This is a genomic window from Streptomyces yokosukanensis, from assembly GCF_001514035.1.
Classification (GTDB): Bacteria; Actinomycetota; Actinomycetes; order Streptomycetales; family Streptomycetaceae; genus Streptomyces; species Streptomyces yokosukanensis.
In genome coordinates this window covers 355,859-378,076 of the sequence record NZ_KQ948214.1, presented here as the reverse complement: position 1 = coordinate 378,076, position 22,218 = coordinate 355,859, and the positions used below count along the sequence as shown (strand labels likewise).

Sequence of the window (22,218 nt, the reverse complement as noted above, 5' to 3'; positions counted from 1 at the left end):
CCATGTTCCGTACCACCCGTGTGCCCCTCGCCCTCTGCTCCCTCCTCGCGCTGCAAGCAGCCGCCTGCGGCAAGGAAGGCAGCCCGCCGAGCAAGGGCCCGGCGGCCGACAAGCTCCCGCACTACCAGGTGGCCCAGGGCTACAGCCTGCCCGCGTCCGGCACCTGGAAGCGGGCGAAGCGGCGTGGCCACTTCGTCGTCGGCGCCAAGGAGGACCAGCCCTACCTGGGCGAGAGGGACCCGGCGACCGGCACCTACTCCGGCTTCGACGTCGAGATCGCCAAGATGGTGTCCGCCTCCCTCGGCTTCCCGCCGCAGGCGGTCCGCTTCCGCACCATTGCCTCGGCCAACCGCGAGACCGCCCTGCAGAACGGCCAGATCGACTACTACGTCGGCACCTACACCATCAACGCCAACCGGAAGAAGCTCGTGGGCTTCGCCGGCCCCTACTACATGGCCGGGCAGTCCCTGCTGGTCCGCAAGGGCGAGAACGACATCCACGGTCCCGAGGACCTCGACGGCAAACGCGTGTGCTCGGCGGCCGGTTCGACGCCGTACCAGCGCATCCGGGCCGACTACCCGAAGGCGGTCCTCGTCGCCTACGACACCTACTCCGTGTGCGTCGACAACCTCCTCACCTACCAGGTCGACGCGGTCACCACCGACGACGCCATCCTCATCGGCTACGCGGCGAAGGCCCCCGGCGAACTCAAGGTCGTCGGCAGGCCCTTCTCCAGGGAGCCGTACGGCATCGGCGTCCCGCGTGGTGACAACGCCCTGCGGTCCGCCCTCGACGACGCCCTGGAGGCACGGCAGAAGAACGGCGACTGGAAGAAGGCCTACGAGGCCACGCTCGGCCTGTCCGGCGTGCCCGCACCCGAACCGCCCGCGATCGACCGCTATCCGGCGAGCTGACGAGGACGGCATGAACGTACTGACAGACAACTTCTCGACCTACTGGGAAGGTTTCCTCGGCACGGTCGAACTGACCGTCTACGGCTCGGTGTTGGCGCTCGCGCTGGGCTTCCTGATGGCGTCCTTCCGGGTCGCGCCCGTCGGCTCGCTGCGGGTGTTCGGCACGGTATGGGTCACGGTGCTGCGCAACACCCCGCTCACCCTGCTCTTCTTCGCGGTGCTGCTCGGACTGCCGAGGTTCGGACTCGTGCTGCCCTTCACGGTGTTCGCGGTCCTCGCGCTCGGCTGCTACACCTCGGCGTTCATCTGCGAGGCGCTGCGCTCGGGCATCAACACCGTGCCCAAGGGGCAGGGCGAGGCGGCCCGCAGCCTCGGCATGACCTTCGGCCAGACGCTGAGCGCGGTCGTGCTGCCGCAGGCCTTCCGCTCGGTGATCCCGCCGGTCGGCTCCACGCTCATCGCGCTCGCCAAGAACTCCGCGATCGCGGGCGCGTTCAGCGTCACCGAACTGCTCGGCACCTACAAGACCATGAGTGAACTGGGTTACAACATCGTCTGGACCTTCGTCTGGATCGCCCTCGGCTACCTCGTCATCACGCTCGCGATCAGCGCGCTGTTCCATGTTTTGGAACGGACCTGGGGAGTCGCCCGATGACCGGCGCCACCGCCCTGTACGACGTCCCCGGACCACGCACCCGCCAGCGGCACCGCCTCTACGGCCTCCTCGCCACCGTCGTCATCCTCGGCCTGTTCGCCTGCGTGCTGTATCTCCTCTTCGACACCGAGCAGTTCACGTACACCAAGTGGATGCCCTTCGAGTACAAGGGCATCCAGGAACTGCTGCTGCGCGGCCTCGGCAACACGCTCAGGGCCTTCGCGATCGCCGCCGCCCTCTCCCTGGTCCTGGGCGGACTGCTGGCCACCGGGCGGCTGTCGGACCACCGGCCCGTGCGCCTGCTGTCCACGCTCGTCGTCGAGTTCTTCCGTGCCATGCCCGTGCTCGTGATGATCTTCTTCATCTTCGTGGCGCTGAAGGTGCAGCCGCTGCCCGCGCTGATCGCCGGACTCGCCCTCTACAACGGCTCGGTGCTCGCCGAGGTCCTCCGCTCCGGGGTGAACGCCGTCGAACGCGGCCAGCACGAGGCCGCGTTCGCGCTCGGGATGCGCAAGACCCAGGTCATGACGCACGTCCTCGTCCCGCAGGCCGTACGTGCCATGCTGCCCGCCATCATCAGCCAGCTGGTGGTCGCGCTGAAGGACACCTCCCTCGGCTACCTCATCACCTACGAGGAGTTCCTCCATGCCGGGAAACTGATCGCCTCCAACCTCGACTACGATTTGCCGTTCATCCCTGTGGTGATGGTGATCTCGCCGATCTACATCGGGATGTGCATGCTGCTCTCGTGGTTCGCCGGCCGGGTGTCCCGCCGTGAGCAGCGCAGTCCCAAGACCGAGGCCGTGGCGGTTGCCGCGGCCGAGCCTGGGACGCTGCTGCCGGGTGGGGAGCCCCCCACGGCCCCGAGACCCTAGGTCCCGGCGGGCGGCAGTTCACACGGGCCAGGCTCGTCCGGCGGCAGCCGGAGATCACTGCTCGCGCACGGGGACGGACACGTACGACGGGTCGTCCGGGGGCGAGGAGAAGGTCAGCTGCGCGCCGGACGGGTTGTGCTCGATGTACAGCGGGTCGACCGTGTCGACCACCATCGCGAGGCGGTGCCCGGCAGGGACGTCGTAGGCCGTGGAGAACAGGTCCAGGTCCACGTCGAACGGCTTGCCGGGCGTCCGCCCGTGCCAGGTGAACGGCGCGTGCGTGACCAGCTTGCCGATGCCGAGCGGGCCCACGTCGTACAGGTAGGCCACGAGGGTGCCGCTCTCCGCGCTCGGGGTGAGCGTGGTGTGCAAGGAGGCCGTGCCGCGCACCCGCTGGGCGGTCCCGTACCGCTGCGACTGCCACACGGCCGCCCAGCGGCGCGGCAGCAGCGGCACGGAGGCCATGGGCGGCAGCTGGGCCACCTGGTCCAGGATGCTGGAGAGGAACACGATGCCGCCGTCCGCGCCCGAGTCGACATTGGCGTGGATGGTGGTGGAGCCGGTGAGTGCGATCTTCCGGCGGGTCTCGGCGATCGACTTCCAGTCCGGGTAGCCCTCGTATCCCCCCGCGCTGCGGGACTTCAGCCGGACCGGCTGTTCGTGGTCGATGCCGTTGTCGGCGCCCTTCAGATAGTGGTCGAACCAGCGCTCGGTGTCCGTCCACACGTCGTTGGGCAGCCCGAACAGGCCGGTCAGCTCGGCGGTCGCGTGGTCGCCGGGGCGCAGCTCCAGGCGCTTGGGCACCTTCAGCTTCTCGTAGAAGTCGGCGTACTGGTTCGCCGGGAAGATGGAGTCGCCCCAGGCGTTGGCCAGCATGACGGCCGCGCCGTTCTTGTTCAGCCGGTCGACATAGGTCGTGGCGGAACGTTTCCGCCCCCAGTCGATCATCTCCTGCTCCTTGGACAGGTTCGAGGAGTACAAGTTGTCGAAGATCTGGCGCAGTTCGGGGCTCTCGCGGCCGGTGAGGGTGGCCGCGCCGTCCAGCACTCCCAGCGCCTGGACGTGCTGGGTGCGGCCCGAGTAGATCGAGCCGACCAGGTCCGCCCAGCCGCTGAGCGCGGCGACGGCCCTGACCCGCTTGTCGTGCGCGGCGGTGAGCAGGCCGATCCCGGCGCCGTACGACACCCCCGCCATGCCGACGTGCGCCGGATCGGCCGGTGTGTGCGCGAGGGCCCAGTCGATGACCTTGGAGGCGTCCGCCACGTCCGGCGGACCGGCCACTTCTATCTGTCCGCCGGACTGCCAGAAGCCGCGCACGTTGTAGGTGAGCACCACATACCCGGCGTCGGCGAGCTTCTGCGCCTGGGCGATGTACTCCACCTGCGGCAGGGCCCAGCTCGTGGGCAGCACGATGAGCGGGTAGCGGCGCGAGGCGTCCGCGCCGGCGGGCGTGACGACGTTCGCCTTCAGTACGGTGCCGCCGTCCGCGGTGATGTCGACGAAGCGGACGGACGGGGCGGCGGCCTGGGCGGTGGGCGCCAGGCCGACGACGGTACCGGCGATCAGCGCTGCCGAGACGGCCCCGGCTCCGGCGGTGCGCAGAGCGGCGCGACCAGTTCCCATGGGTCACTCCTTCAACTGTTGCATTGAAAAGTGACCCGACGGTAACCGCACACACTTACCCCGAGTAACCCGTCAGTAAGTTACGTACCAGTAAAGATTGTTGAACCTCTAGGAGGCCGAGTCGGCCGCCGGCTCCGGAAGAGGCGTTCGCGCCGCCCGCGTCACGTCCGCCACCAGCTCGACCACGTCGGGGCCGTACGCCTGCGAGTTGACGACCTTCAGCAGCAGGACGAACGAGCCGGTGCCGTGCTTGCGGTGCAGTCGCTCGTGGTGGCGGGCGAGATAGCGGGTGGCGGCCTGGTTGGTGATGGCGCGCTGGCCGCAGAAGAGGAACACCGGGCGGGAGTCCCCGTGCCGGTCCGCGGTGAGCCGGGCGAGCAGTACGTACTCGCTCCGGCCCCGGTCCATGCGGTAGTGCTCCCCGCCGATCCGGAAGGCGCCCAGTTCCGGACCGGCGTCGGCCTCGACGTTCACCCCCATGCCGGGCAGCAGCGAGGAGAGATGGGCCGCCATCCGGCGGTTCGAGTAGGGCCCGCCGACGCAGAACTCGGTCCGCTCGCCGAACCCCTGCTGGGTGGCGTCGTGCGCCACGAGGCGGGCGTGCGCGTTGCACTCCTTGATCAGGGCGGAGAGTTCCAGCAGGGCGAACATGTCGTGCCGGCTCACGGACAGCTCCGGCCCGCCCGCCTTCTGATTGACCACGAGCAGCGACTCCGAGTTCTCCGGCAGCCCGAAGAACGCCTGCTTGCGGCGGAGTTTGCGGCGCCACAGGTACGTACGGGCCAGCCAGCCCAGCGAGGCCGATATCCCGGTCGCCGCCAGGCCCAGGACGATATTGCGCACGTCGTCGTTCATGGCCGCGCATGGTAGCGGGCCGGGGCGACGGCTACGTACCGGTGTTCGACGCGTGACGTTCGTGTGGCAGGGCGCCGAGGCGTACTGTCGGTGTAACGGCGATCTGGTTACGCTGCGCGGACTGTCCCGACGGGAGGTTCGGATGGGTCGTCCTGGCACGCGGAAGCTGGCGGTTCTGGCGGTCTCGGCCGCTGTGGTGTCGATGGGGGCGGCGGCGCCGCCCGCCGCGACAACGAGCAAGACGGTCACCAAGGTTCCCGTGGCGGTGGGCTACGGCGGCGCGGTGTCCAGCGTCGACGCCGATGCCTCCGCCGCCGGCATCGAGGTGCTCAAGCACGGCGGCAACGCGGTCGACGCGGCCGTCGCGACCGCCGCGGCGCTCGGCGTCACCGAGCCCTACTCCTCCGGCATCGGCGGAGGCGGCTACTTCGTCTACTACGACGCCAAGTCGCGCACGGTGCAGACCATCGACGGGCGCGAGACGGCGCCGCTCAGCGCCGACTCCGACCTGTTCGTGGAGAACGGCAAGCCGCTCGCCTTCGCCGACGCCGTCAGCAGCGGCCTGAGCGTGGGCACCCCGGGCACGGCCGCGACCTGGCAGAAGGCGCTGGACGAGTGGGGCAGCGAACGGCTCGGCACGGTCCTTCGGCCCGCCGAGCGGATCGCCCGCGACGGCTTCACCGTGGACGACACCTTCCGCTCGCAGACCGCGTCCAACGAAACCCGCTTCCGCTACTTCCCGGACACCGCGAAGCTGTTCCTGCCGAACGGACAGCTGCCCGTCGTCGGCTCCCGGCTCAAGAACCCCGAACTGGCCCGCACCTACGAGGAGCTGGGCCGCGAGGGCGTCGACGCCGTCTATCGCGGAGACATAGGCGACGACATCGTCAAGACCGTCGAGCACCCGCCCGTGGCCCCCGCCTCCGGCTGGAACGCCCGCCCCGGCAAGCTGGCCGAGAAGGACCTCGCCGTCTACCGGGCCAAACCGCAGGCGCCCACCAGGACGTCGTACCGCGGCCTGAACGTGTACTCCATCGCGCCCTCCTCCTCCGGCGGCACCACGGTCGGCGAGGCGCTCAACATCCTGGAGAAGACCGATCTTTCGAAGGCGAGCGAGGTGCAGTACCTGCACCACTTCATCGAAGCCAGCCGGATCGCCTTCGCCGACCGGGGGCGCTGGGTCGGCGACCCCGCCTTCGAGGACGTACCGACCGGGCAGCTGCTGTCGCAGCGGTACGCGGACTCGCGCGCCTGCCTGATCAAGGACGACGCGGTCCTCACCAGCCCGCTCGCCCCCGGCGACCCGCGCCACCCCGCCGCCTGCGGCAAGGGCGGTACGGCGGCCCCGACCACGTACGAGGGCGAGAACACCACGCATCTGACCGTGGCCGACAGGTGGGGCGACGTCGTCTCCTACACGCTCACCATCGAGCAGACCGGCGGCAGCGCCATGACCGTGCCCGGCCGGGGCTTCCTGCTCAACAACGAGCTGACCGACTTCTCCTTCACCCCGGCCAACCCGGCCGTGCACGACCCGAACCTGCCCGGTCCGGGCAAGCGGCCCCGCTCGTCGATCTCCCCGACGATCGTCCTCGACCGGTACGACAGGCCGGTCGTGGCGCTCGGCTCGCCCGGCGGCGCCACCATCATCACCACGGTGCTGCAGACCCTCACCGAGTTCCTCGACCGGCATCTGCCGCTGGTCGACGCCATCGCCGCCCCCCGCGCCAGCCAGCGCAACGCGGCGAAGACGGAACTCGAACCCGCCCTCTACGACAGTGACGCGAAGAAGCAACTGGAAGCCATCGGACACTCCTTCACGCTCAATCCCGAGATCGGCGCGGCGACCGGCGTGCAGCGCCTGCCCGGCGGCAAGTGGCTGGCCGCCGCCGAGAAGGTACGGCGGGGCGGCGGCTCGGCGATGGTGGTGGACCCGGCGCCGTAGCGGTCACCGCTCGGGTGCGGGCGGCCGGGTCTCCTCCACGGGGGCGCCCCCCGCAGGTGCCTTCTTCACGGGAGAGTCCTGCACAGGCGCCTCCCTCGCGGGGGAGCCCGGCACCGGTGCCTGCGCCGCGGGAGCGTCCGCGTGGAAGTCCAGCCGTCCGTCCCGGACGTCCACCGTCACCCGGCCGCCCTCGACGATCGCGCCGCTCAGCAGCCGCTTCGACAGCTGGTTGTCGACCTCCCGCTGAATGGTGCGGCGCAGCGGCCGGGCGCCGTACTCCGGCTGGTAGCCGCGCTCGGCCAGCCAGTCGACCGCCGCGTCCGTGAACTCCACCGAGACGCCCTGCCCGTCCAGCAGCCGCCGGGTGCCCTCCAGCAACAGGTCGGTGATCTGCCGCAGTTGTTCGCTCGTCAGCTGCCGGAAGACCACGACCTCGTCGATGCGGTTGAGGAACTCCGGCCGGAAGTGCTCGCGCAGCGGCCGCAGGATCTGCTCCCGGCGCGCCTCCTCGTCCGCCTCCGAGCCGCCCGGCCCGAACCCGATCCCGGCACCGCGCCGGGTGATCGCCTCCGAACCCAGATTGCTGGTCATCACGATGACCGTGTTGGTGAAGTCCACCGTCCGGCCCTGGGAGTCGGTCAGCCGGCCGTCGTCGAGGACCTGGAGCAGGATGTTGAAGACGTCCGGGTGCGCCTTCTCCACCTCGTCGAGCAGCAGCAGCGAGTACGGATGCCGGCGCACCACCTCGGTGAGCTGCCCGGCCTCCTCGTGGCCGACATAGCCGGGCGGGGCGCCGACCAGCCGGGAGACGGTGTGCCGCTCCTGGTACTCGCTCATGTCGAGACGGACCATGCGGTCCTCGCTGCCGAACAGCGCCTCGGCGAGCGCCCGGGCCAGCTCGGTCTTGCCGACGCCGGTCGGACCGAGGAACAGGAAGCTGCCGATCGGCCGGCGCGGGCTCGCCAGTCCCGCGCGGGAGCGCAGTACGGCCTCGGAGACCACGCTCACGGCCTCGTCCTGGCCGACGACCCGCTGGTGCAGGTGCTCCTCCAGACCGAGCAGCCGTTCCTTCTCCTCCTGGGTGAGCCGGCTGACCGGGATGCCGGTCTGCCGGGACACCACCTCGGCGACGGCCTCCGCCGTCACCTCCAGGTCCAGTCCCTCGTCGGCCCGGTCGTCGCCGCTCTCCTCGGCGATCCGCAGCTTCAGCCCGCCGATCCGGTCGCGCAGCTCCTTGGCCTTGTCGTAGTCCTCGTCGGCGACCGCCTGGTCCTTGTCCCGGACCAGCTGCTCGACGTCCCGCTCCATCGCGCGCACGTCCGTGCCCTTGGTCCGCGCGCCGAGCCGCACCCGGGCGCCCGCCTGGTCGATCAGGTCGATGGCCTTGTCCGGCAGCCGCCGGTCGGTGAGATAGCGGTCGGACAGCTCCACGGCGGCGACGAGCGCCTCGTCGGTGTAGCGGATCTGGTGGTGGGCCTCGTACCGGTCGCGCAGCCCGCGCAGGATCTCGATGGTGTCCTCGACCGTCGGCTCGGGCACCAGGATCGGCTGGAACCGGCGGGCCAGCGCCGCGTCCTTCTCGATCCGGCGGAACTCCTCCAGCGTGGTCGCGCCCACGATGTGCAGCTCGCCCCGGGCGAGGGCGGGCTTGAGGATGTTGCCGGCGTCCATCGCGCCGCCCTCGCCGCCGGAGCCCGCGCCCACGACGGTGTGCAGCTCGTCGATGAACACGACCAGCCGGTCGGAGTGGGCGCGGATCTCCTCGACGATGTTGTTGAGGCGTTCCTCGAAGTCGCCCCGGTAGCGGGTGCCGGCCACGACGCCGGTCAGGTCCAGGGCCACGACACGTCGGTCCGTCAGCCCGTCCGGGACGTCCCCGTCGGCGATCCGCTGCGCGAGCCCCTCGACGACGGCCGTCTTGCCGACCCCCGCGTCCCCGATGAGGACGGGGTTGTTCTTGCCGCGCCGGGACAGCACCTCGATGGTCTGCTCGATCTCGGTGTCCCGGCCGATGACCGGGTCGATCCGGCCCTGCCGGGCCAGCTCGGTCAGATCGCGGCCGTACTTGTCCAGGGTGGGCGTGCCGGTGGCGCGCTGCCGCTCCGGGCGGGTCTGGGTGGTGCTCTCCGGGGCCTCCGGCGGCAGGCTGCCGCCCGAGAAGTGGGCCGCGTTCAGGATGTGACCGGCCGCCGAGTCCGGATTGGCGGCCAGCGCGCTCAGCACGTGCTCCGGGCCGATGTATCCGGCGCCGCTCGCCCGTGCCAGGTCGTGCGCGTCCAGCAGGGCGCGCTTGACGGCCGGGGTGAGCGACAGCGAGGTCGGCGGCGGCACCTCGCCGGGCGGGTGCTGGACCGGGCCGGCCCGGCCGTCGATCTCCGTGGCGAGCGAGTCCGGGTCCGCGCCCGCCCGGCTCAGCAGGCTCCGGGTGGGCTCGGCCGCCACGGCCGCGCGCAGCAGGTGCTGGGTGTCCAGATCGCGGCTGCCGTGCTCGGCGGCGTACTGGGCGGCCCCTCTGACCAGCTCCCGGGCCGGTTGGCTGAGCATGCGGCCGATGTCGATGTGCCGGGGCGCGGGGGCTGCGCCGGATCCGCCGAAGAAGCGGGACAGGAAATCGCCGAAGGGGTCAGAAGGGTAGCCGTTGGTCATGACGGTCCGTTCCTTCGCAGGCTGTTCATGCCCACGATGTCACGATCCGTTGGGGGTGGCATGTTCGCCTATGGGAGGTGGGGCCCGCCGTGTCCTCGGCGGCCGCGGGCCGTCGGTGGCCGGTCGCGCGGTGCCCCGCGCCCGCTCAGCGGGGCGCCCGTGCCGTGAGGACCCGGGGGCCGTTCTCCGTGATCGCCACCGTGTGCTCCACGTGGGCCGCGCGGGAGCCGTCCATCGTGCGCAGGGTCCAGCCGTCGTCCGCCGTGCGGTGGGCATCCCCGCCGCCGGCGATCAGCATGGGCTCGATGGCGAGGACCATGCCGGGGCGCAGGGGAAGGCCGCGGCCGGGGCGGCCCTCGTTCGGGACCTCGGGTTCCTCGTGCATGCGGCGGCCCACGCCGTGGCCTCCGAAGCCGCCCATGATGCCGTAGCCGGCGCCGCGGCAGACCCGGCCGACGGCGTGGGCGATGTCGCCGATGCGATGGCCGACGACGGCCGCCTCGATGCCGGCCGCGAGTGCCCGCTCGGCCGTCTCGATCAGCCGTACGTCGGCCGGGCGGGGGCGGCCCACGGTGAAGCTGAGCGCCGAGTCGCCCACCCAGCCGTCCAGCTCGGCACCGCAGTCGATCGAGACCAGGTCGCCGTCGCTGAGCCGGAGCCGCGTGGGGACGCCGTGCACGATCGCGTCGTTCACGGAGGCGCAGATCACCGCGGGGAACGGGGTCGGGGCGAAGGAGGGGCGGTAGCCGAGGAACGGCGAGGTCGCCCCGGCCTCACGCAGCACCTCCCGTGCCACCTCGTCCAGCTCCAGGAGTGAGACGCCGACGTCCGCGGCCTGCCGCACGGCTGTCAGAGCCCGCGCGACAACCTGGCCCGCCGCGTACATGGCGTCGATCGATGCGTCCGTCTTCAGTTCCACCATGCCAATTACTATACCGGTATTTGAATGGGGTGCATGCCGGTGGCCGGTATTAGAATGGTCGGCATGGTGCGCACCCCCCTCACCCCTGAAGAGCGTGAACGCGGCGAGCTGCTCGGGCAGTTGCTGCGCGAGGCGCGCGGCGGCCGGAGTATGGCGGAGGTGGCCGCGCAGGCGGGCGTGTCCGCCGAGACGCTCCGCAAGATCGAGACGGGCCGGGCGCCGACACCGGCGTTCTTCACGGTCGCCGCGCTGGCCGGGGCGCTCGGGCTGTCCATGGACGAACTGGTCACGCGGTGCGCGCTGGTGGCCGTCTGATCGAGTGCCGCCCGCCATGGCCCGCCGCCCGGCGCAGCCCGGTGCGGCCAGGTGTGCGCACCGGCCGGGAGTCCGCCGGGAGGATGCCGCGCTCTGCCGGAAAACTCTGCGTAGCAGGGCCGTAACACGACTGGTGTTGCCTGGCCGGCGAGAGGGTGCCGGCGGCCGGGCGGGAGCTGAGCGATGGCGGTGGAACAACTCCCCGACGGGGTGAGGGAGTTCGCGAGCTGTCTGGACGCCCTGCTGGCGCGCCTGGACCGGGACCGGGGCTGGAGCGGGGTCTTCTGGCGACGCGATCCCGACGGCATGCGGGCGTGCCGGCAGGGGCGCGAGGTGCCGCCGTGGGACGTGGTGGAGGCGCTGCTGGAGGACCTCGCGGAGGTGTACGGCTCCGCCGTCGCCGCCGCCGAGCGAGAACGCGCCCGCGTCCTGTACCGGGCCGCGCTCGTCGCGTACGACGCCCGGCCCGGCGCGCGGGACGCCCTGGCCGACCGCCTCGACGCGATGCTCCGCGAACAGCGCTGGGCCGCCGAACGCCACGCCGAACTGACCCGCCTCCTCTCCTCACCCGCCTGTGCCGAGGACGCCGACTCCCTCCGTCTCGACCTCGCCTGGGCCCAGGACGACCACGCACGCGCCACCGCGAGATGTGCCGAACTGCGGGACCGATTGGCGCAGTCGGACATCTCCTCGGCGATCGCCCCGCAGGGGGCCGCACCGCTCTCCTCGGGGATGGTCGCGGAGGCGAGTTCGCCTTCTTCCTCGGCGACCGTCCCCCAAGTCGCCCCGTCGTCCTCCCCCGCACCGGCCGGGCCCCGCAGGCGGCGGCGGGGCAGTGCGCGGTTCGCCGGGATGGCGGAGGACGCGGGGGGTGCCGTCGTGCCGCAGGCGTCCTCGCCGGCCGCGGGCGAGGTGACGCCGCGTGGGGCCCGGTTCGCCGGGGGCGGGCAGGCGGTCGAGCCCGCGGCGGCCCCGGTCGAGGCCGTGGACGTCGAGGCGGGGGCCGCCGTGGCCGGGGTCGTGGAGCGACTGGCGCGGTTACGGGGGGAGGGGCGCGGCGGGGAGGCGCATGTACTGCTGGCCGAGGTCGCGCAGTGGCCGCCCGGCCGCCTCCCCCCGCTCGCGGACGCGCTGCGCCGTGCCGGTCTCGGCGCCGACTGGGCCACGCTGCTGTGGGAGGCCGCCTCGCTGCCCGCCGAGCGGCTGGTCGCGGTCGCCCGGGCGCTCGCCGCCGCCGGCAGGGACGCCGACGGGCGGCTGCTGCTGCGGCAGGGCGTGTCCCGCCCGCCGGAGCAGATCGGCGCGGCCGTGCTGCGCCTGGCGGAGGCGGGGCACCGGCAGGAGGCGGAGGCCTTGGCGGACGCCTGTGTGCGGGTGCGCACGGCGGAGGAGGCCGCCCGGAGCGTCGTACCCGATCCGCGCCTGCTCGTGCCGCTGCTGCTGCGGGCCGCGCGGGCCGTCTCCGACGAGCGGCACTGGGACCTCGTGCACGCGCTGCGGGTGGCCGGACACGCGACGTGAGCCATGGCCGGTACCGTTGTCCCGGTATGCTCCGGTTCATCCCTTCGAGCGGTCCCTGCGCTCACCCACGGGGGCGTGACACGTGATCGACTCCGCGGGATGACGACGATGGTCTTGGCAAGGGCCTCCCGGAGGCTTACGTTCGTCCCTCTACGGCCTGTTCTACGGGCGTAGAGACTTTGACGGTCCCGTCGAAGGAGCAGCTCATGGCCGACGTCGTACGAGCCGCACTGGTCCAGGCCACCTGGACCGGCGACACCCAGTCCATGGTCGCGAAACACGAGGAGCACGCGCGCGAGGCGGCCCGCCGGGGCGCGAGGGTCATCGGCTTCCAGGAAGTCTTCAACGCCCCCTACTTCTGCCAGGTCCAGGAGCCGGAGCACTACCGCTGGGCCGAGCCGGTGCCCGACGGGCCGACGGTACGGCGGATGCAGGACCTCGCCCGCGAGACCGGCATGGTGATCGTCGTCCCGGTCTTCGAGGTCGAGCAGTCCGGCTTCTACTACAACACCGCCGCCGTGATCGACGCCGACGGGACCTGTCTCGGCAAGTACCGCAAGCACCACATCCCGCAGGTCAAGGGCTTCTGGGAGAAGTACTACTTCAAGCCCGGGAATCTGGGGTGGCCCGTCTTCGACACCGCTGTCGGACGCGTCGGCGTCTATATCTGCTACGACCGCCACTTCCCGGAAGGCTGGCGGCAACTGGGTCTCAACGGCGCCCAGTTGGTCTACAACCCCTCCGCCACCCACCGCGGGCTGTCCGCCCATCTGTGGCAGCTGGAGCAGCCCGCCGCGGCCGTCGCCAACGAGTACTTCATCGCCGCCATCAACCGGGTGGGCCAGGAGGAGTACGGCGACAACGACTTCTACGGGACCAGTTACTTCGTCGATCCGCGTGGGCAGTTCGTCGGCGAGGTCGCGAGCGACACGTCCGAGGAACTCCTCGTCCGCGACCTCGATCTCGACCTGATCGAGGAAGTGCGGCAGCAGTGGGCCTTCTACCGCGACCGCCGCCCCGACGCCTACGAAGGGCTGGTGCAGCCGTGAACGACCTCTACTCCCGCCACCGCCAGGTCCTGCCCGACTGGCTCGCCCTCTACTACGACGAGCCGATCGAGATCACCCACGGCGAGGGCCGCCACGTCTGGGACTCCGCCGGCAACAAGTACCTGGACTTCTTCGGCGGCATCCTGACCACGATGACCGCGCACGCGCTGCCCGAGGTCACCAAGGCGGTCGCCGAGCAGGCCGGGCGGATCGTCCACTCGTCCACGCTGTACCTCAACCGGCCGATGGTCGAACTCGCCGAGCGCATCGCCCAGGTGAGCGGCATCCCGGACGCCCGGGTGTTCTTCACCACCTCCGGCACCGAGGCCAACGACACCGCCCTGCTGCTCGCCACCGCCCACCGGCGCAGCAACACCGTCCTGGCCATGCGCAACAGCTACCACGGCCGCTCCTTCAGCACGGTCGGCATCACCGGCAACCGCAGCTGGTCACCCACCTCGCTGTCCCCGCTGCAGACCCTCTACGTGCACGGCGGCGTACGCACCCGGGGCCCGTTCGCCGAGCTGGACGACCGCGCGTTCATCGACGCGTGCGTCGCCGACCTGAAGGACGTCCTCGGGCACATCCGGCCGCCCGCCGCGCTGATCGCCGAACCCGTCCAGGGCGTCGGCGGCTTCACCTCGCCGCCCGACGGGCTCTACGCCGCGTTCCGGGAGGTCCTCGAGGAGCACGGCATCCTGTGGATCGCCGACGAGGTGCAGACCGGCTGGGGCCGCACCGGCGAGCACTTCTGGGGCTGGCAGGCGCACGCCCGAAGCGGCCCGCCGGACCTCGTCACCTTCGCCAAGGGCATCGGCAACGGCGCCTCGATCGGCGGGGTGATCGCCCGCGCCGAGATCATGAACTGCCTGGACGCCAACAGCATCTCGACGTTCGGCGGCACCCAGCTCACCATGGCCGCCGGCCTCGCCAACCTCAACTACCTGCTGGAACACGACCTCCAGGGCAACGCCCGCCGCGTCGGCGGCCTGCTCATCGAGCGGCTGCGGGCCGTCGCCGCCCAGCTGCCCGGGGTGCGGGAGGTGCGCGGGCGCGGGCTGATGCTCGGTGTCGAGCTGGTCAGGCCGGGGACCGACGAGGCCGATCCGCGGGCGGCCTCCGCCGTCCTGGAGGCGGCCCGCGAGGGCGGCCTGCTGATCGGCAAGGGCGGCGGCCACAACACCAGCGCCCTGCGCATCGCCCCGCCGCTGTCGCTCACCGTCGCGGAGGCCGAAGAGGGCGCGGCGATCCTGGAACGGGCACTGCGCACCACGTACTAGAGAGCAGGTGCACGGCCATGACCACCACCTCGCAGACGCGCCGCGGCTGGGAACCCGCGCTCTCCGTGCGCCATGTGCTGGCCCTGGAACGGGTCCTGGCCGGGGAACCCGAGGTGGTGGCCGGCGCCGGGCAGCTGGACCGGCCGGTGCGCTGGGTGCATGTCGCCGAGGCCGCCGACGTCGGGGTGATGCTCAGCGGTGGCGAGATGGTGCTCACCACCGGCGTGCTCCTGGCCGGCGACGAGGCCAAGCAGGCCGAGTACATCCAGTCGCTGCACCGGGCGGAGGCCTGCGCCGTCGTGCTCGGCCTCGGGCGGGCCTTTCCCACGCCCCCGGACGCGATGCGCCGCGCGGCGGACCGCTGCGGTCTGCCCATGGTGGTCCTGCACCGCCCCTTCCCCTTCGCCGAGCTGACGGAGGAGGTCCAATCCCGGCTGGTGCGGCAGAAGTTCGCCGCGGTCAGCCTCTCGGAGTCGGTCCGTACCGCGCTCACCGGCCTCATCACGGCCGGCGCCCCCCTGCAGCGCCTCCTCGACGAAGTCGCCGTGCACAGCGGCTGTCCGGTCGTGCTCACCAACGTCGCCCACCGTGTCCTTGCCACGGCGGGGGAGCGGTCCGCGGTGGACGACGTACTGCGCGACTGGGAGCGCATCGCCCGGCAGGCCTCTGCCCGCGCCGACGGCGGCTGGATCAGCGCCGAACTCGGCGGACGCGGGGAGCGCTGGGGACGGCTGCTGCTGTGCGGCTACCGGGGCGGGACGGCCACCGGGCGGCTGCTCGCGGACCGGGCCGCCGAGGCGCTGGTCCTGCACCGCATGCTCGGCGGCGGCTGCGGGCACTCCTGGGAGGAGGAGTCCGCACAGAGCCTGCTGACCGACCTGGTCTCCGGCGTCGTACCCGCCCGGCAGCTGCTGCCCCGGGCGCGCGCGGCCGGACTGCCGGTCAACCGGCGCACCTTCGTCCCGCTCGTCGTCCCGGGCCGCACCGCGGACGAACTCGATCGTGTGCTGCGCCTGCTGGGGATGTCCGGGCTGGCCGCCGAACTCGCCGACGGCGCGTGCGCCGTGCTGCTCAGCCTTCCCCGCGACCAGGACCCCGAGGCCCTCACCGGGCACTTCGCGGCCCGGCTGCGCGCCGGGTCCGGGGCCGTGGTCGCCGCCGCCGGGCCCCGTACCGCCTGGGACGAGGTGCCCGCGGGACTGCGCGAGGCCCGGCATGTCGCCGACGCCGTCGCCGACTCCTCGGCCGCCCTCGACCTGCCGGCCGTCGTCAGGCTGAAGGACGTACACCTGCGCGGGCTGATCCGGCTGCTGCGCGAGGACCCGCGGGTGCAGTCCTTCGCCGAACGGGAGCTGGACGGGCTGCTGCGCGAGGCCGAACCGGAGCTGCTGAACGTCCTGCGCAGCTATCTCGCGACCGGCCGCAACAAGTCCCGCACCGCCCAGCTCCACCATGTCTCCCGGCCCGCCCTCTACCGCCGACTGGAGGCCATACAGGCCCGCCTCGGCGTCGACCTGGACGACTTCGAACAGGCGGCCTCCGTCCACATCGCGCTCCTCGCGCACGATGCGCAACAGGGGTGAAACATGCGACGAGCTGGGAAGACGACGGTGAAACATGGGATCGCGAACAGGTGACACGGTGGCACGCCCACGGCCCGCAGACGTGACACGCTGCCACTCAAAGGGACCGCCCGGGCTTTCTAGGCTCGCCGTACACCGAGCTACCGGAGGTCCCGATGAGCCGAGTGATCCGTGCCGCCCTGTTCCAGACCGCGTGGACCGGCGACAAGGAATCCATGATCCAGGTCCACGAGCAGGCCGCCCGCGACGCGGCCGCCCAGGGCGCCCAAGTCCTCTGCTTCCAGGAGCTGTTCTACGGCCCCTACTTCTGCCAGGTCCAGGACAAAGCCTTCTACGAGTACGCCGAGCGGATCCCCGAGGGCCCGACCGTGGGCCGCTTCCAGTCCCTCGCCCGCGAGCTGGGCATCGTCCTGGTGCTGCCCATGTACGAGGAGGAGCAGCCGGGCGTCCTGTACAACACCGCCGCCGTGATCGACGCGGACGGCTCCTACCTCGGCAAGTACCGCAAGACCCACATCCCCCAAGTGCAGGGATTCTGGGAGAAGTTCTACTTCCGCCCGGGCAACAGCGGCTGGCCCGTCTTCGACACGGCCGTGGGAAGGATCGGCGTCTACATCTGCTACGACCGCCACTTCCCGGAGGGCTGGCGGGCGCTCGGCCTCGCCGGAGCCGAGATCGTCTTCAACCCCTCGGCCACCTCCCGCGGACTGTCGCGCTACCTCTGGCAGCTGGAGCAGCCGGCGGCGGCCGTCGCCAACGAGTACTTCGTCGGCGCGATCAACCGGGTGGGCGTGGAGGAGTTGGGCGACAACGACTTCTACGGCACGACCTACTTCGTGGACCCCGAGGCCCAGTTCGTCGGCGAGGTGGCGAGCGACAAGGAGACCGAGCTCGTGGTCCGCGACCTCGACCTGGCCAAGTTGCGCGAGGTCCGCGACCGCTGGCAGTTCTACCGCGACCGGGCGCCCGGCGCGTACACGCCGCTGACCGCACCCTGACCGCACTCTTGACCGAGGGAGCAGCATGAGCAGCCGTACCGTCATCCGCGGTGGTCTCGTGATCACCGCGTCGGACGAGATCCACGCCGACGTCCTGGTGGAGGACGGCCGCGTCGCCGCCCTCGCCGCCTCCGGCACGCCCGCCGCCGGGGCGTTCAACGCCGAGCGGTTCATCGACGCCACCGGGAAGTACGTCATCCCGGGCGGCGTCGACGCCCACACCCACATGGAGCTGCCGTTCGGCGGCACCTTCGCCTCCGACACCTTCGAGACCGGCACCCGCGCCGCCGCCTGGGGCGGTACGACGACGATCGTCGACTTCGCGGTGCAGAGCGTCGGCCACACCCTGCGCGAGGGCCTGGACACCTGGCACGCCAAGGCCGAGGGGAACTGCGCGATCGACTACGCCTTCCACATGATCGTCTCCGATGTGAACCAGGAGACGCTGAAGGAGATGGACCTGCTGGTGGAGGAGGGGGTGACCTCCTTCAAGCAGTTCATGGCGTATCCGGGCGTCTTCTACTCGGACGACGGGCAGATCCTGCGCGCCATGCAGCGCTCCGCCGAGAACGGCGGGCTGATCATGATGCACGCCGAGAACGGCATCGCCATCGACGTCCTGGTCGAGCAGGCGCTCGCCCGGGGCGAGACCGATCCGCGCCACCACGGCGAGGTCCGCAAGGCCCTGCTGGAGGCCGAGGCCACCCATCGCGCCATCCGGCTCGCCCAGGTCGCGGGCGCCCCCCTGTACGTCGTCCACGTCTCGGCCATGGAGGCGGTGGCCGAGCTGGCGCGGGCGCGGGACGAGGGACTGAACGTCTTCGGCGAGACCTGCCCGCAGTACCTGTTCCTGTCCACCGACAACCTCGCCGAGCCGGACTTCGAGGGCGCCAAGTACGTGTGCAGCACGCCGCTCAGGCCGAAGGAGCACCAGGCCAAGCTGTGGCAGGGGCTCAGGACGAACGACCTGCAGGTGGTCTCCACCGACCACTGCCCCTTCTGCTTCGTGGGCCAGAAGGAACTCGGCCGCGGCGACTTCTCCAAGATCCCCAACGGGCTGCCGGGCGTGGAGAACCGCATGGACCTGCTCCACCAGGCCGTCGTCGACGGGCATCTCTCCCGCCGCCGCTGGATCGAGATCGCCTGCGCCACCCCGGCCCGGATGTTCGGCCTGTACCCGAAGAAGGGCACCATCGCGCCGGGCGCCGACGCCGACATCGTCATCTACGACCCGCACGCCGAGCAGGTCATGTCGGCCGCCGAGCACCACATGAACGTCGACTACTCGGCCTACGAGGGCAAGCGCACCACCGGCCGGGTCGAGACCGTGCTCTCGCGCGGCGTACCCGTCATCACCGAGCGGGAGTACACCGGACACGCCGGCCACGGCGTCTACACCCCGCGCTCCACCTGTCAGTACCTCACCTAGGAGTGGCGCCCATGGACTTCGGACTCGTCCTGCAGACCGACCCGCCGGCCTCCCATGTCATCAGCCTGATGAAGCGGGCCGAGCGCAACGGCTTCACCTACGGCTGGACCTTCGACTCCGCCGTGCTCTGGCAGGAGCCGTTCGTGATCTACAGCCAGATCCTCGCGAACACCTCACGGCTGACGGTCGGCCCGATGGTCACCAACCCGGGCACCCGCACCTGGGAGGTCACCGCCTCCACCTTCGCCACCCTCAACGACATGTTCGGCAACCGCACCGTCTGCGGCATCGGCCGCGGCGACTCCGCGATGCGGGTCGCGGGCCGCAAACCCAACACCCTCGCGCGCATCAGCGAGGCCATGAAGGTCATCCGGACACTCGCCCGCGGCGAGGAGGCCGACCTGGGCGGCACCGCCATCCGCCTCCCGTGGATCAAGGACGGCGCCGAACTCCCCGTCTGGATGGCCGCGTACGGCCCGAAGGCGCTGAAGATGACCGGTGAGGAGGCCGACGGCTTCATCCTCCAGCTGTCCGACCTCTACCTCACCGAGTACATGGTGAAGGCGGTGAAGGACGCGGCCGTGGCCGCCGGACGCGACCCCGCCGAGGTCACCATCTGCGTGGCGGCCCCCGCCTACGTCACCGAGGACGACTCGCCCGAGGCCCTCGCCCACGCCCGCGCACAGTGCCGCTGGTTCGGCGGCATGGTCGGCAACCACGTCGCCGACCTGGTCGCCAAGTACGGCGAACACTCCTCCCAGGTCCCCGAGGAACTCACCGACTACATCAAGGCACGCCAGGGTTACGACTACTCCCACCACGGACGCAGCGGCAACCCCGACACCGAGTTCGTGCCCGACGAGATCGTGGACCGGTTCTGTGTGATCGGCCCCGTGGAGAAGCACATCGAGAAACTGAACGCGCTCCGCGCCCTGGGCGTCGACCAGTTCGCGGTGTACGACATGCACGACGCCCAGGAGGCCACCATCGACGCCTACGGCCGGACGGTGATCCCGGAGGTCAACGCCTGACCCTCTCGTTCGTCGTCCGAGTTCCCCGCACGCCCCTCTTGGTCTCCCCTCCCCGTCGCCTGGGGGAGGGGGCTGGTGCCCGCACGGCCACTGACGACCCACCTCACCGATTGGCCAGCCCATGACCGACACCGCTCCCACGGCCATACCGCCGTCCGGCCAAGTCACCCTCCCCGACGGGCGCGTGGAACTCGCTCCTGGCACCCCGCCGCCCAGCGGTCCCTACGCCAACGAGGACCTGCTCCCGGTGCCGCTGGAGAAGCGCACCTGGACCACGTACAACTTCTCCGCGCTCTGGGTCGGCATGGCCCACAACACCGCCTCCTGGACGCTGGCCTCCGGTCTGATCGCCGTCGGCATGGACTGGAAGCAGGCGGTGTTCACCATCGCCCTCGCCAACCTGATCGTGCTGGTGCCGATGCTGCTGACCGGGCACGCCGGCCCCAAGTACGGCATCCCGTTCCCGGTCTTCGCCCGCGCCTCCTTCGGCGTGCGCGGCGCCAACCTGCCAGCCGTCGTACGGGCGTTGGTGGCCTGCGGCTGGTTCGGCATCCAGACCTGGATCGGCGGTGAGGCGATCTACTTCCTCGCCGGGAAGCTGATCGGCGACGGCTGGTCGAACGCGGCGTACCTCGGCGGCTACGCCTGGACCATGTGGCTGTCGTTCGCGATCTTCTGGGTGATCCAGGTCGCGATCATCTATCGGGGCATGGAGACCATCCGCCGCTTCGAGAACTGGGCGGCGCCCTTCGTCCTCGTCGGCGCGTTCGTGATGCTGTGGTGGATTAGCAGCAAGGCGGGCGGCCTCGGCCCGCTGTTCGACCAGCCGTCGAAGCTCGGCTGGGGCGGGCACTTCTGGAAGCTGTTCTGGCCGTCCCTGATGGGCATGATCGGCTTCTGGTCCACCCTGTCGCTGAACATCCCGGACTTCACGCGCTACGGCAGAAGCCAGAAGGCCCAGACCTGGGGCCAGGCACTGGGCCTGCCGACGACCATGACGCTCTTCGCGTTCCTGTCCGTCCTGGTCACCTCCGGCTCCCAGGCGGTGTACGGCAAGCCGGTCTGGGACCCGGTGCAGCTGGCGGCGAAGACCGACAACGCGGTCGGCCTGCTCTACGCGCTGGTGACGGTCCTGGTGGCGACCCTGTCCGTGAACATCGCGGCCAACCTCGTCTCGCCGGCCTTCGACTTCTCCAACATGGCGCCCAGGAAGGTGAGTTTCCGCACCGGGGCGCTCATCACCGCCGTCCTCGCGGTCCTCATCTTCCCCTGGAAGCTGTACTCCGACCCGCAGGGCTACATCTTCACCTGGCTGGGCCTGGTCGGCGGACTGCTCGGCACCGTCGCGGGCATCCTCGTGGCCGACTACTGGTTCCTGCGCCGCACCCGCCTGGACCTGGCCGACCTCTACCGCACCGGCGGCCGCTACTGGTACGCGGGCGGCTGGAACTGGCGGGCCGTCGTCGCCTTCCTCGCGGGCGGCGTCCTCGCGATCGGCGGCGCCAGCTTCAAACCGCTGATCGACGGCCGCCCCGTCCCCGCCCTGTCCCCGCTCGCCGACTACGGCTGGGCGGTGGGCCTGGGCACATCCCTGGTGCTCTACCTCGCCCTCACACTGCTGACCGGACGCGAGGAGGCCGGCGCATAGCGGAGCCGGGGGCGGCCGCGAGCGGAGCCGGCGGGGTCAGCCGGACTGCGACCGCCCGCCCCCGAGAGCACCGACGGCGGCCCGCGCCGCCTGGATGGCACCCTTGTTGATCTCGTCCGTACCCGGCGCCTTCTTCGTCTCGAAGTCGCTGCCGTTGTAGGTGACGATCACCAGGGCGTTGGACACCTGGACCATCACCACGCCCTCGCGGGTCTGCTGTTTGTCCTCCGTGGTGAGGTTCACGACGGAGTAGGCGCTGTTCCCGAGCCCCGGCACGGTCCCGCCGCCGCTCTTCTCCTTCACCCGCTGCTGATACTCCGCCTGCGCCTCCTGCTGCGAGCCGCTGACCTCGAACGACACATCGAGCCAGCGGTAGTCGTAGCCCTGCAGCGCGTTCCAGGAGCAGGTGCGGCGCAGCGTGGCGTCCGTCGACGGGATCTCCTTGCCGGCCGTCTTCGCTCCGGGCACCAGCGACTTGACGGTCGCCCCGGGCACGCTGGTGCAGGGCGAGGGCGCGGTGGTGTACGCCCGCGCCGCGGCCGTGGACGACGGGCCGGAGGAGCCGGAGGAGGACTGGGTGGGCGTCGTCCGGTCCGTCTGGTGCCCGGCCGCCGACGGCGGCGCTGCCGGGCCGGACGTCAGCGCCCAGCCGGCACAGGCGAGGACCGCGACCGGCGAGATCCGCGCGGTGAGGGCGAGCGGCAGAGGAAGAGAACGCACGGCGCACTTCTCGTGGGGGAGGGGGTGGGGAAGGGGTCCGCATGGTGGACGGGGACGACAGTGTCACACGAGTCCCTGTGGGGCGGAAGTGGTAACTCCGCTGTGTGCCTGGGCGGTCACGGCACTGCGTTCGCGACGTCCCGTTCTGTCCGGTTTACCCTCCAGGTTCGGGGAGGGCGCCGACATCGCTCGGATGTGCGCTTCGCCGA

Annotated in this window: 18 protein-coding genes; 13 read left to right on the top strand and 5 right to left on the bottom strand. The window is 71.2% G+C overall.

What is annotated here, in order from left to right:
* Positions 1–2: 2 nt before the first annotated feature.
* The 3 genes from AQI95_RS23835 to AQI95_RS23825 are packed head-to-tail and all read left to right on the top strand — an operon-like array spanning position 3 to position 2,444.
* Positions 3–914 (top strand): glutamate ABC transporter substrate-binding protein, encoded by a 912-nt coding sequence (locus tag AQI95_RS23835; RefSeq protein ID WP_067127212.1) that lies wholly within the window; start codon positions 3–5, stop codon positions 912–914.
* Positions 915–924: 10 nt separating this feature from the next.
* On the top strand, positions 925–1,569 hold the full coding sequence (locus AQI95_RS23830) for an amino acid ABC transporter permease (protein ID WP_067127209.1): 645 nt from the start codon (positions 925–927) through the stop codon (positions 1,567–1,569).
* Entirely contained in the window at positions 1,566–2,444 is an 879-nt protein-coding gene (locus AQI95_RS23825; RefSeq protein ID WP_067127206.1) for an amino acid ABC transporter permease, read from the top strand. The genes AQI95_RS23830 and AQI95_RS23825 overlap by 4 nt, the downstream gene beginning before the upstream one ends.
* Positions 2,445–2,498: 54 nt before the next feature.
* On the opposite strand, the gene AQI95_RS23820 is transcribed toward AQI95_RS23825, so the two are convergent.
* Together AQI95_RS23820 and AQI95_RS23815 are read right to left on the bottom strand one after the other, a co-directional pair.
* A complete protein-coding gene (locus tag AQI95_RS23820; protein ID WP_067127203.1) occupies positions 2,499–4,067 on the bottom strand; it encodes a CocE/NonD family hydrolase in 1,569 nt (522 codons plus the stop codon).
* 108 nt (positions 4,068–4,175) lie between these two features.
* Positions 4,176–4,922 (bottom strand): hypothetical protein, encoded by a 747-nt coding sequence (locus AQI95_RS23815; RefSeq protein ID WP_067127200.1) that lies wholly within the window; start codon positions 4,920–4,922, stop codon positions 4,176–4,178.
* Positions 4,923–5,064: 142 nt separating this feature from the next.
* Here AQI95_RS23815 and ggt point away from each other — a divergent pair, with 142 nt between their 5' ends.
* Positions 5,065–6,867: a gamma-glutamyltransferase gene (gene ggt, locus AQI95_RS23810; RefSeq protein WP_067127197.1), complete on the top strand. Its 1,803-nt coding sequence runs from the start codon at positions 5,065–5,067 to the stop codon at positions 6,865–6,867.
* Between the two features lie 3 nt (positions 6,868–6,870).
* Here ggt and AQI95_RS23805 read toward each other — a convergent pair whose 3' ends face one another.
* Positions 6,871–9,513, bottom strand: coding sequence for an AAA family ATPase (locus tag AQI95_RS23805; RefSeq protein WP_244188824.1), 2,643 nt, complete (start codon positions 9,511–9,513; stop codon positions 6,871–6,873).
* 145 nt (positions 9,514–9,658) lie between these two features.
* Positions 9,659–10,435 carry a type I methionyl aminopeptidase gene (gene map / locus AQI95_RS23800; protein ID WP_067127194.1) on the bottom strand — a complete coding sequence of 259 codons (777 nt, stop codon included), beginning with the start codon at positions 10,433–10,435 and terminating at the stop codon, positions 9,659–9,661.
* Between the two features lie 63 nt (positions 10,436–10,498).
* On the opposite strand from map, the gene AQI95_RS23795 reads away from it, so the two are divergent.
* The 9 genes from AQI95_RS23795 (at position 10,499) to AQI95_RS23755 (ending at position 21,289) form a co-directional block, all read left to right on the top strand.
* Positions 10,499–10,750 (top strand): helix-turn-helix domain-containing protein, encoded by a 252-nt coding sequence (locus AQI95_RS23795; protein ID WP_067127540.1) that lies wholly within the window; start codon positions 10,499–10,501, stop codon positions 10,748–10,750.
* Positions 10,751–10,933: 183 nt separating this feature from the next.
* Positions 10,934–12,271 carry a hypothetical protein gene (locus tag AQI95_RS23790; protein WP_067127191.1) on the top strand — a complete coding sequence of 446 codons (1,338 nt, stop codon included), beginning with the start codon at positions 10,934–10,936 and terminating at the stop codon, positions 12,269–12,271.
* A gap of 206 nt (positions 12,272–12,477) precedes the next feature.
* Positions 12,478–13,320: a nitrilase-related carbon-nitrogen hydrolase gene (locus tag AQI95_RS23785; protein WP_067127188.1), complete on the top strand. Its 843-nt coding sequence runs from the start codon at positions 12,478–12,480 to the stop codon at positions 13,318–13,320.
* On the top strand, positions 13,317–14,600 hold the full coding sequence (locus tag AQI95_RS23780; protein ID WP_067127185.1) for an aspartate aminotransferase family protein: 1,284 nt from the start codon (positions 13,317–13,319) through the stop codon (positions 14,598–14,600). The genes AQI95_RS23785 and AQI95_RS23780 overlap by 4 nt, the downstream gene beginning before the upstream one ends.
* A 17-nt stretch (positions 14,601–14,617) precedes the next feature.
* On the top strand, positions 14,618–16,183 hold the full coding sequence (locus AQI95_RS23775; RefSeq protein ID WP_067127182.1) for a PucR family transcriptional regulator: 1,566 nt from the start codon (positions 14,618–14,620) through the stop codon (positions 16,181–16,183).
* A 155-nt stretch (positions 16,184–16,338) separates the two neighbouring features.
* Entirely contained in the window at positions 16,339–17,181 is an 843-nt protein-coding gene (locus tag AQI95_RS23770) for a nitrilase-related carbon-nitrogen hydrolase (protein ID WP_067127179.1), read from the top strand.
* 25 nt (positions 17,182–17,206) lie between these two features.
* Positions 17,207–18,610 carry a dihydropyrimidinase gene (gene hydA, locus AQI95_RS23765; protein ID WP_067127176.1) on the top strand — a complete coding sequence of 468 codons (1,404 nt, stop codon included), beginning with the start codon at positions 17,207–17,209 and terminating at the stop codon, positions 18,608–18,610.
* An 11-nt stretch (positions 18,611–18,621) separates the two neighbouring features.
* Entirely contained in the window at positions 18,622–19,641 is a 1,020-nt protein-coding gene (locus AQI95_RS23760) for a TIGR03842 family LLM class F420-dependent oxidoreductase (RefSeq protein WP_067127174.1), read from the top strand.
* A 121-nt stretch (positions 19,642–19,762) separates the two neighbouring features.
* Positions 19,763–21,289 carry an NCS1 family nucleobase:cation symporter-1 gene (locus AQI95_RS23755; protein ID WP_067127171.1) on the top strand — a complete coding sequence of 509 codons (1,527 nt, stop codon included), beginning with the start codon at positions 19,763–19,765 and terminating at the stop codon, positions 21,287–21,289.
* Between the two features lie 36 nt (positions 21,290–21,325).
* On the opposite strand, the gene AQI95_RS23750 is transcribed toward AQI95_RS23755, so the two are convergent.
* Positions 21,326–22,009: a hypothetical protein gene (locus tag AQI95_RS23750; protein WP_067127168.1), complete on the bottom strand. Its 684-nt coding sequence runs from the start codon at positions 22,007–22,009 to the stop codon at positions 21,326–21,328.
* Positions 22,010–22,218: the final 209 nt, after the last annotated feature.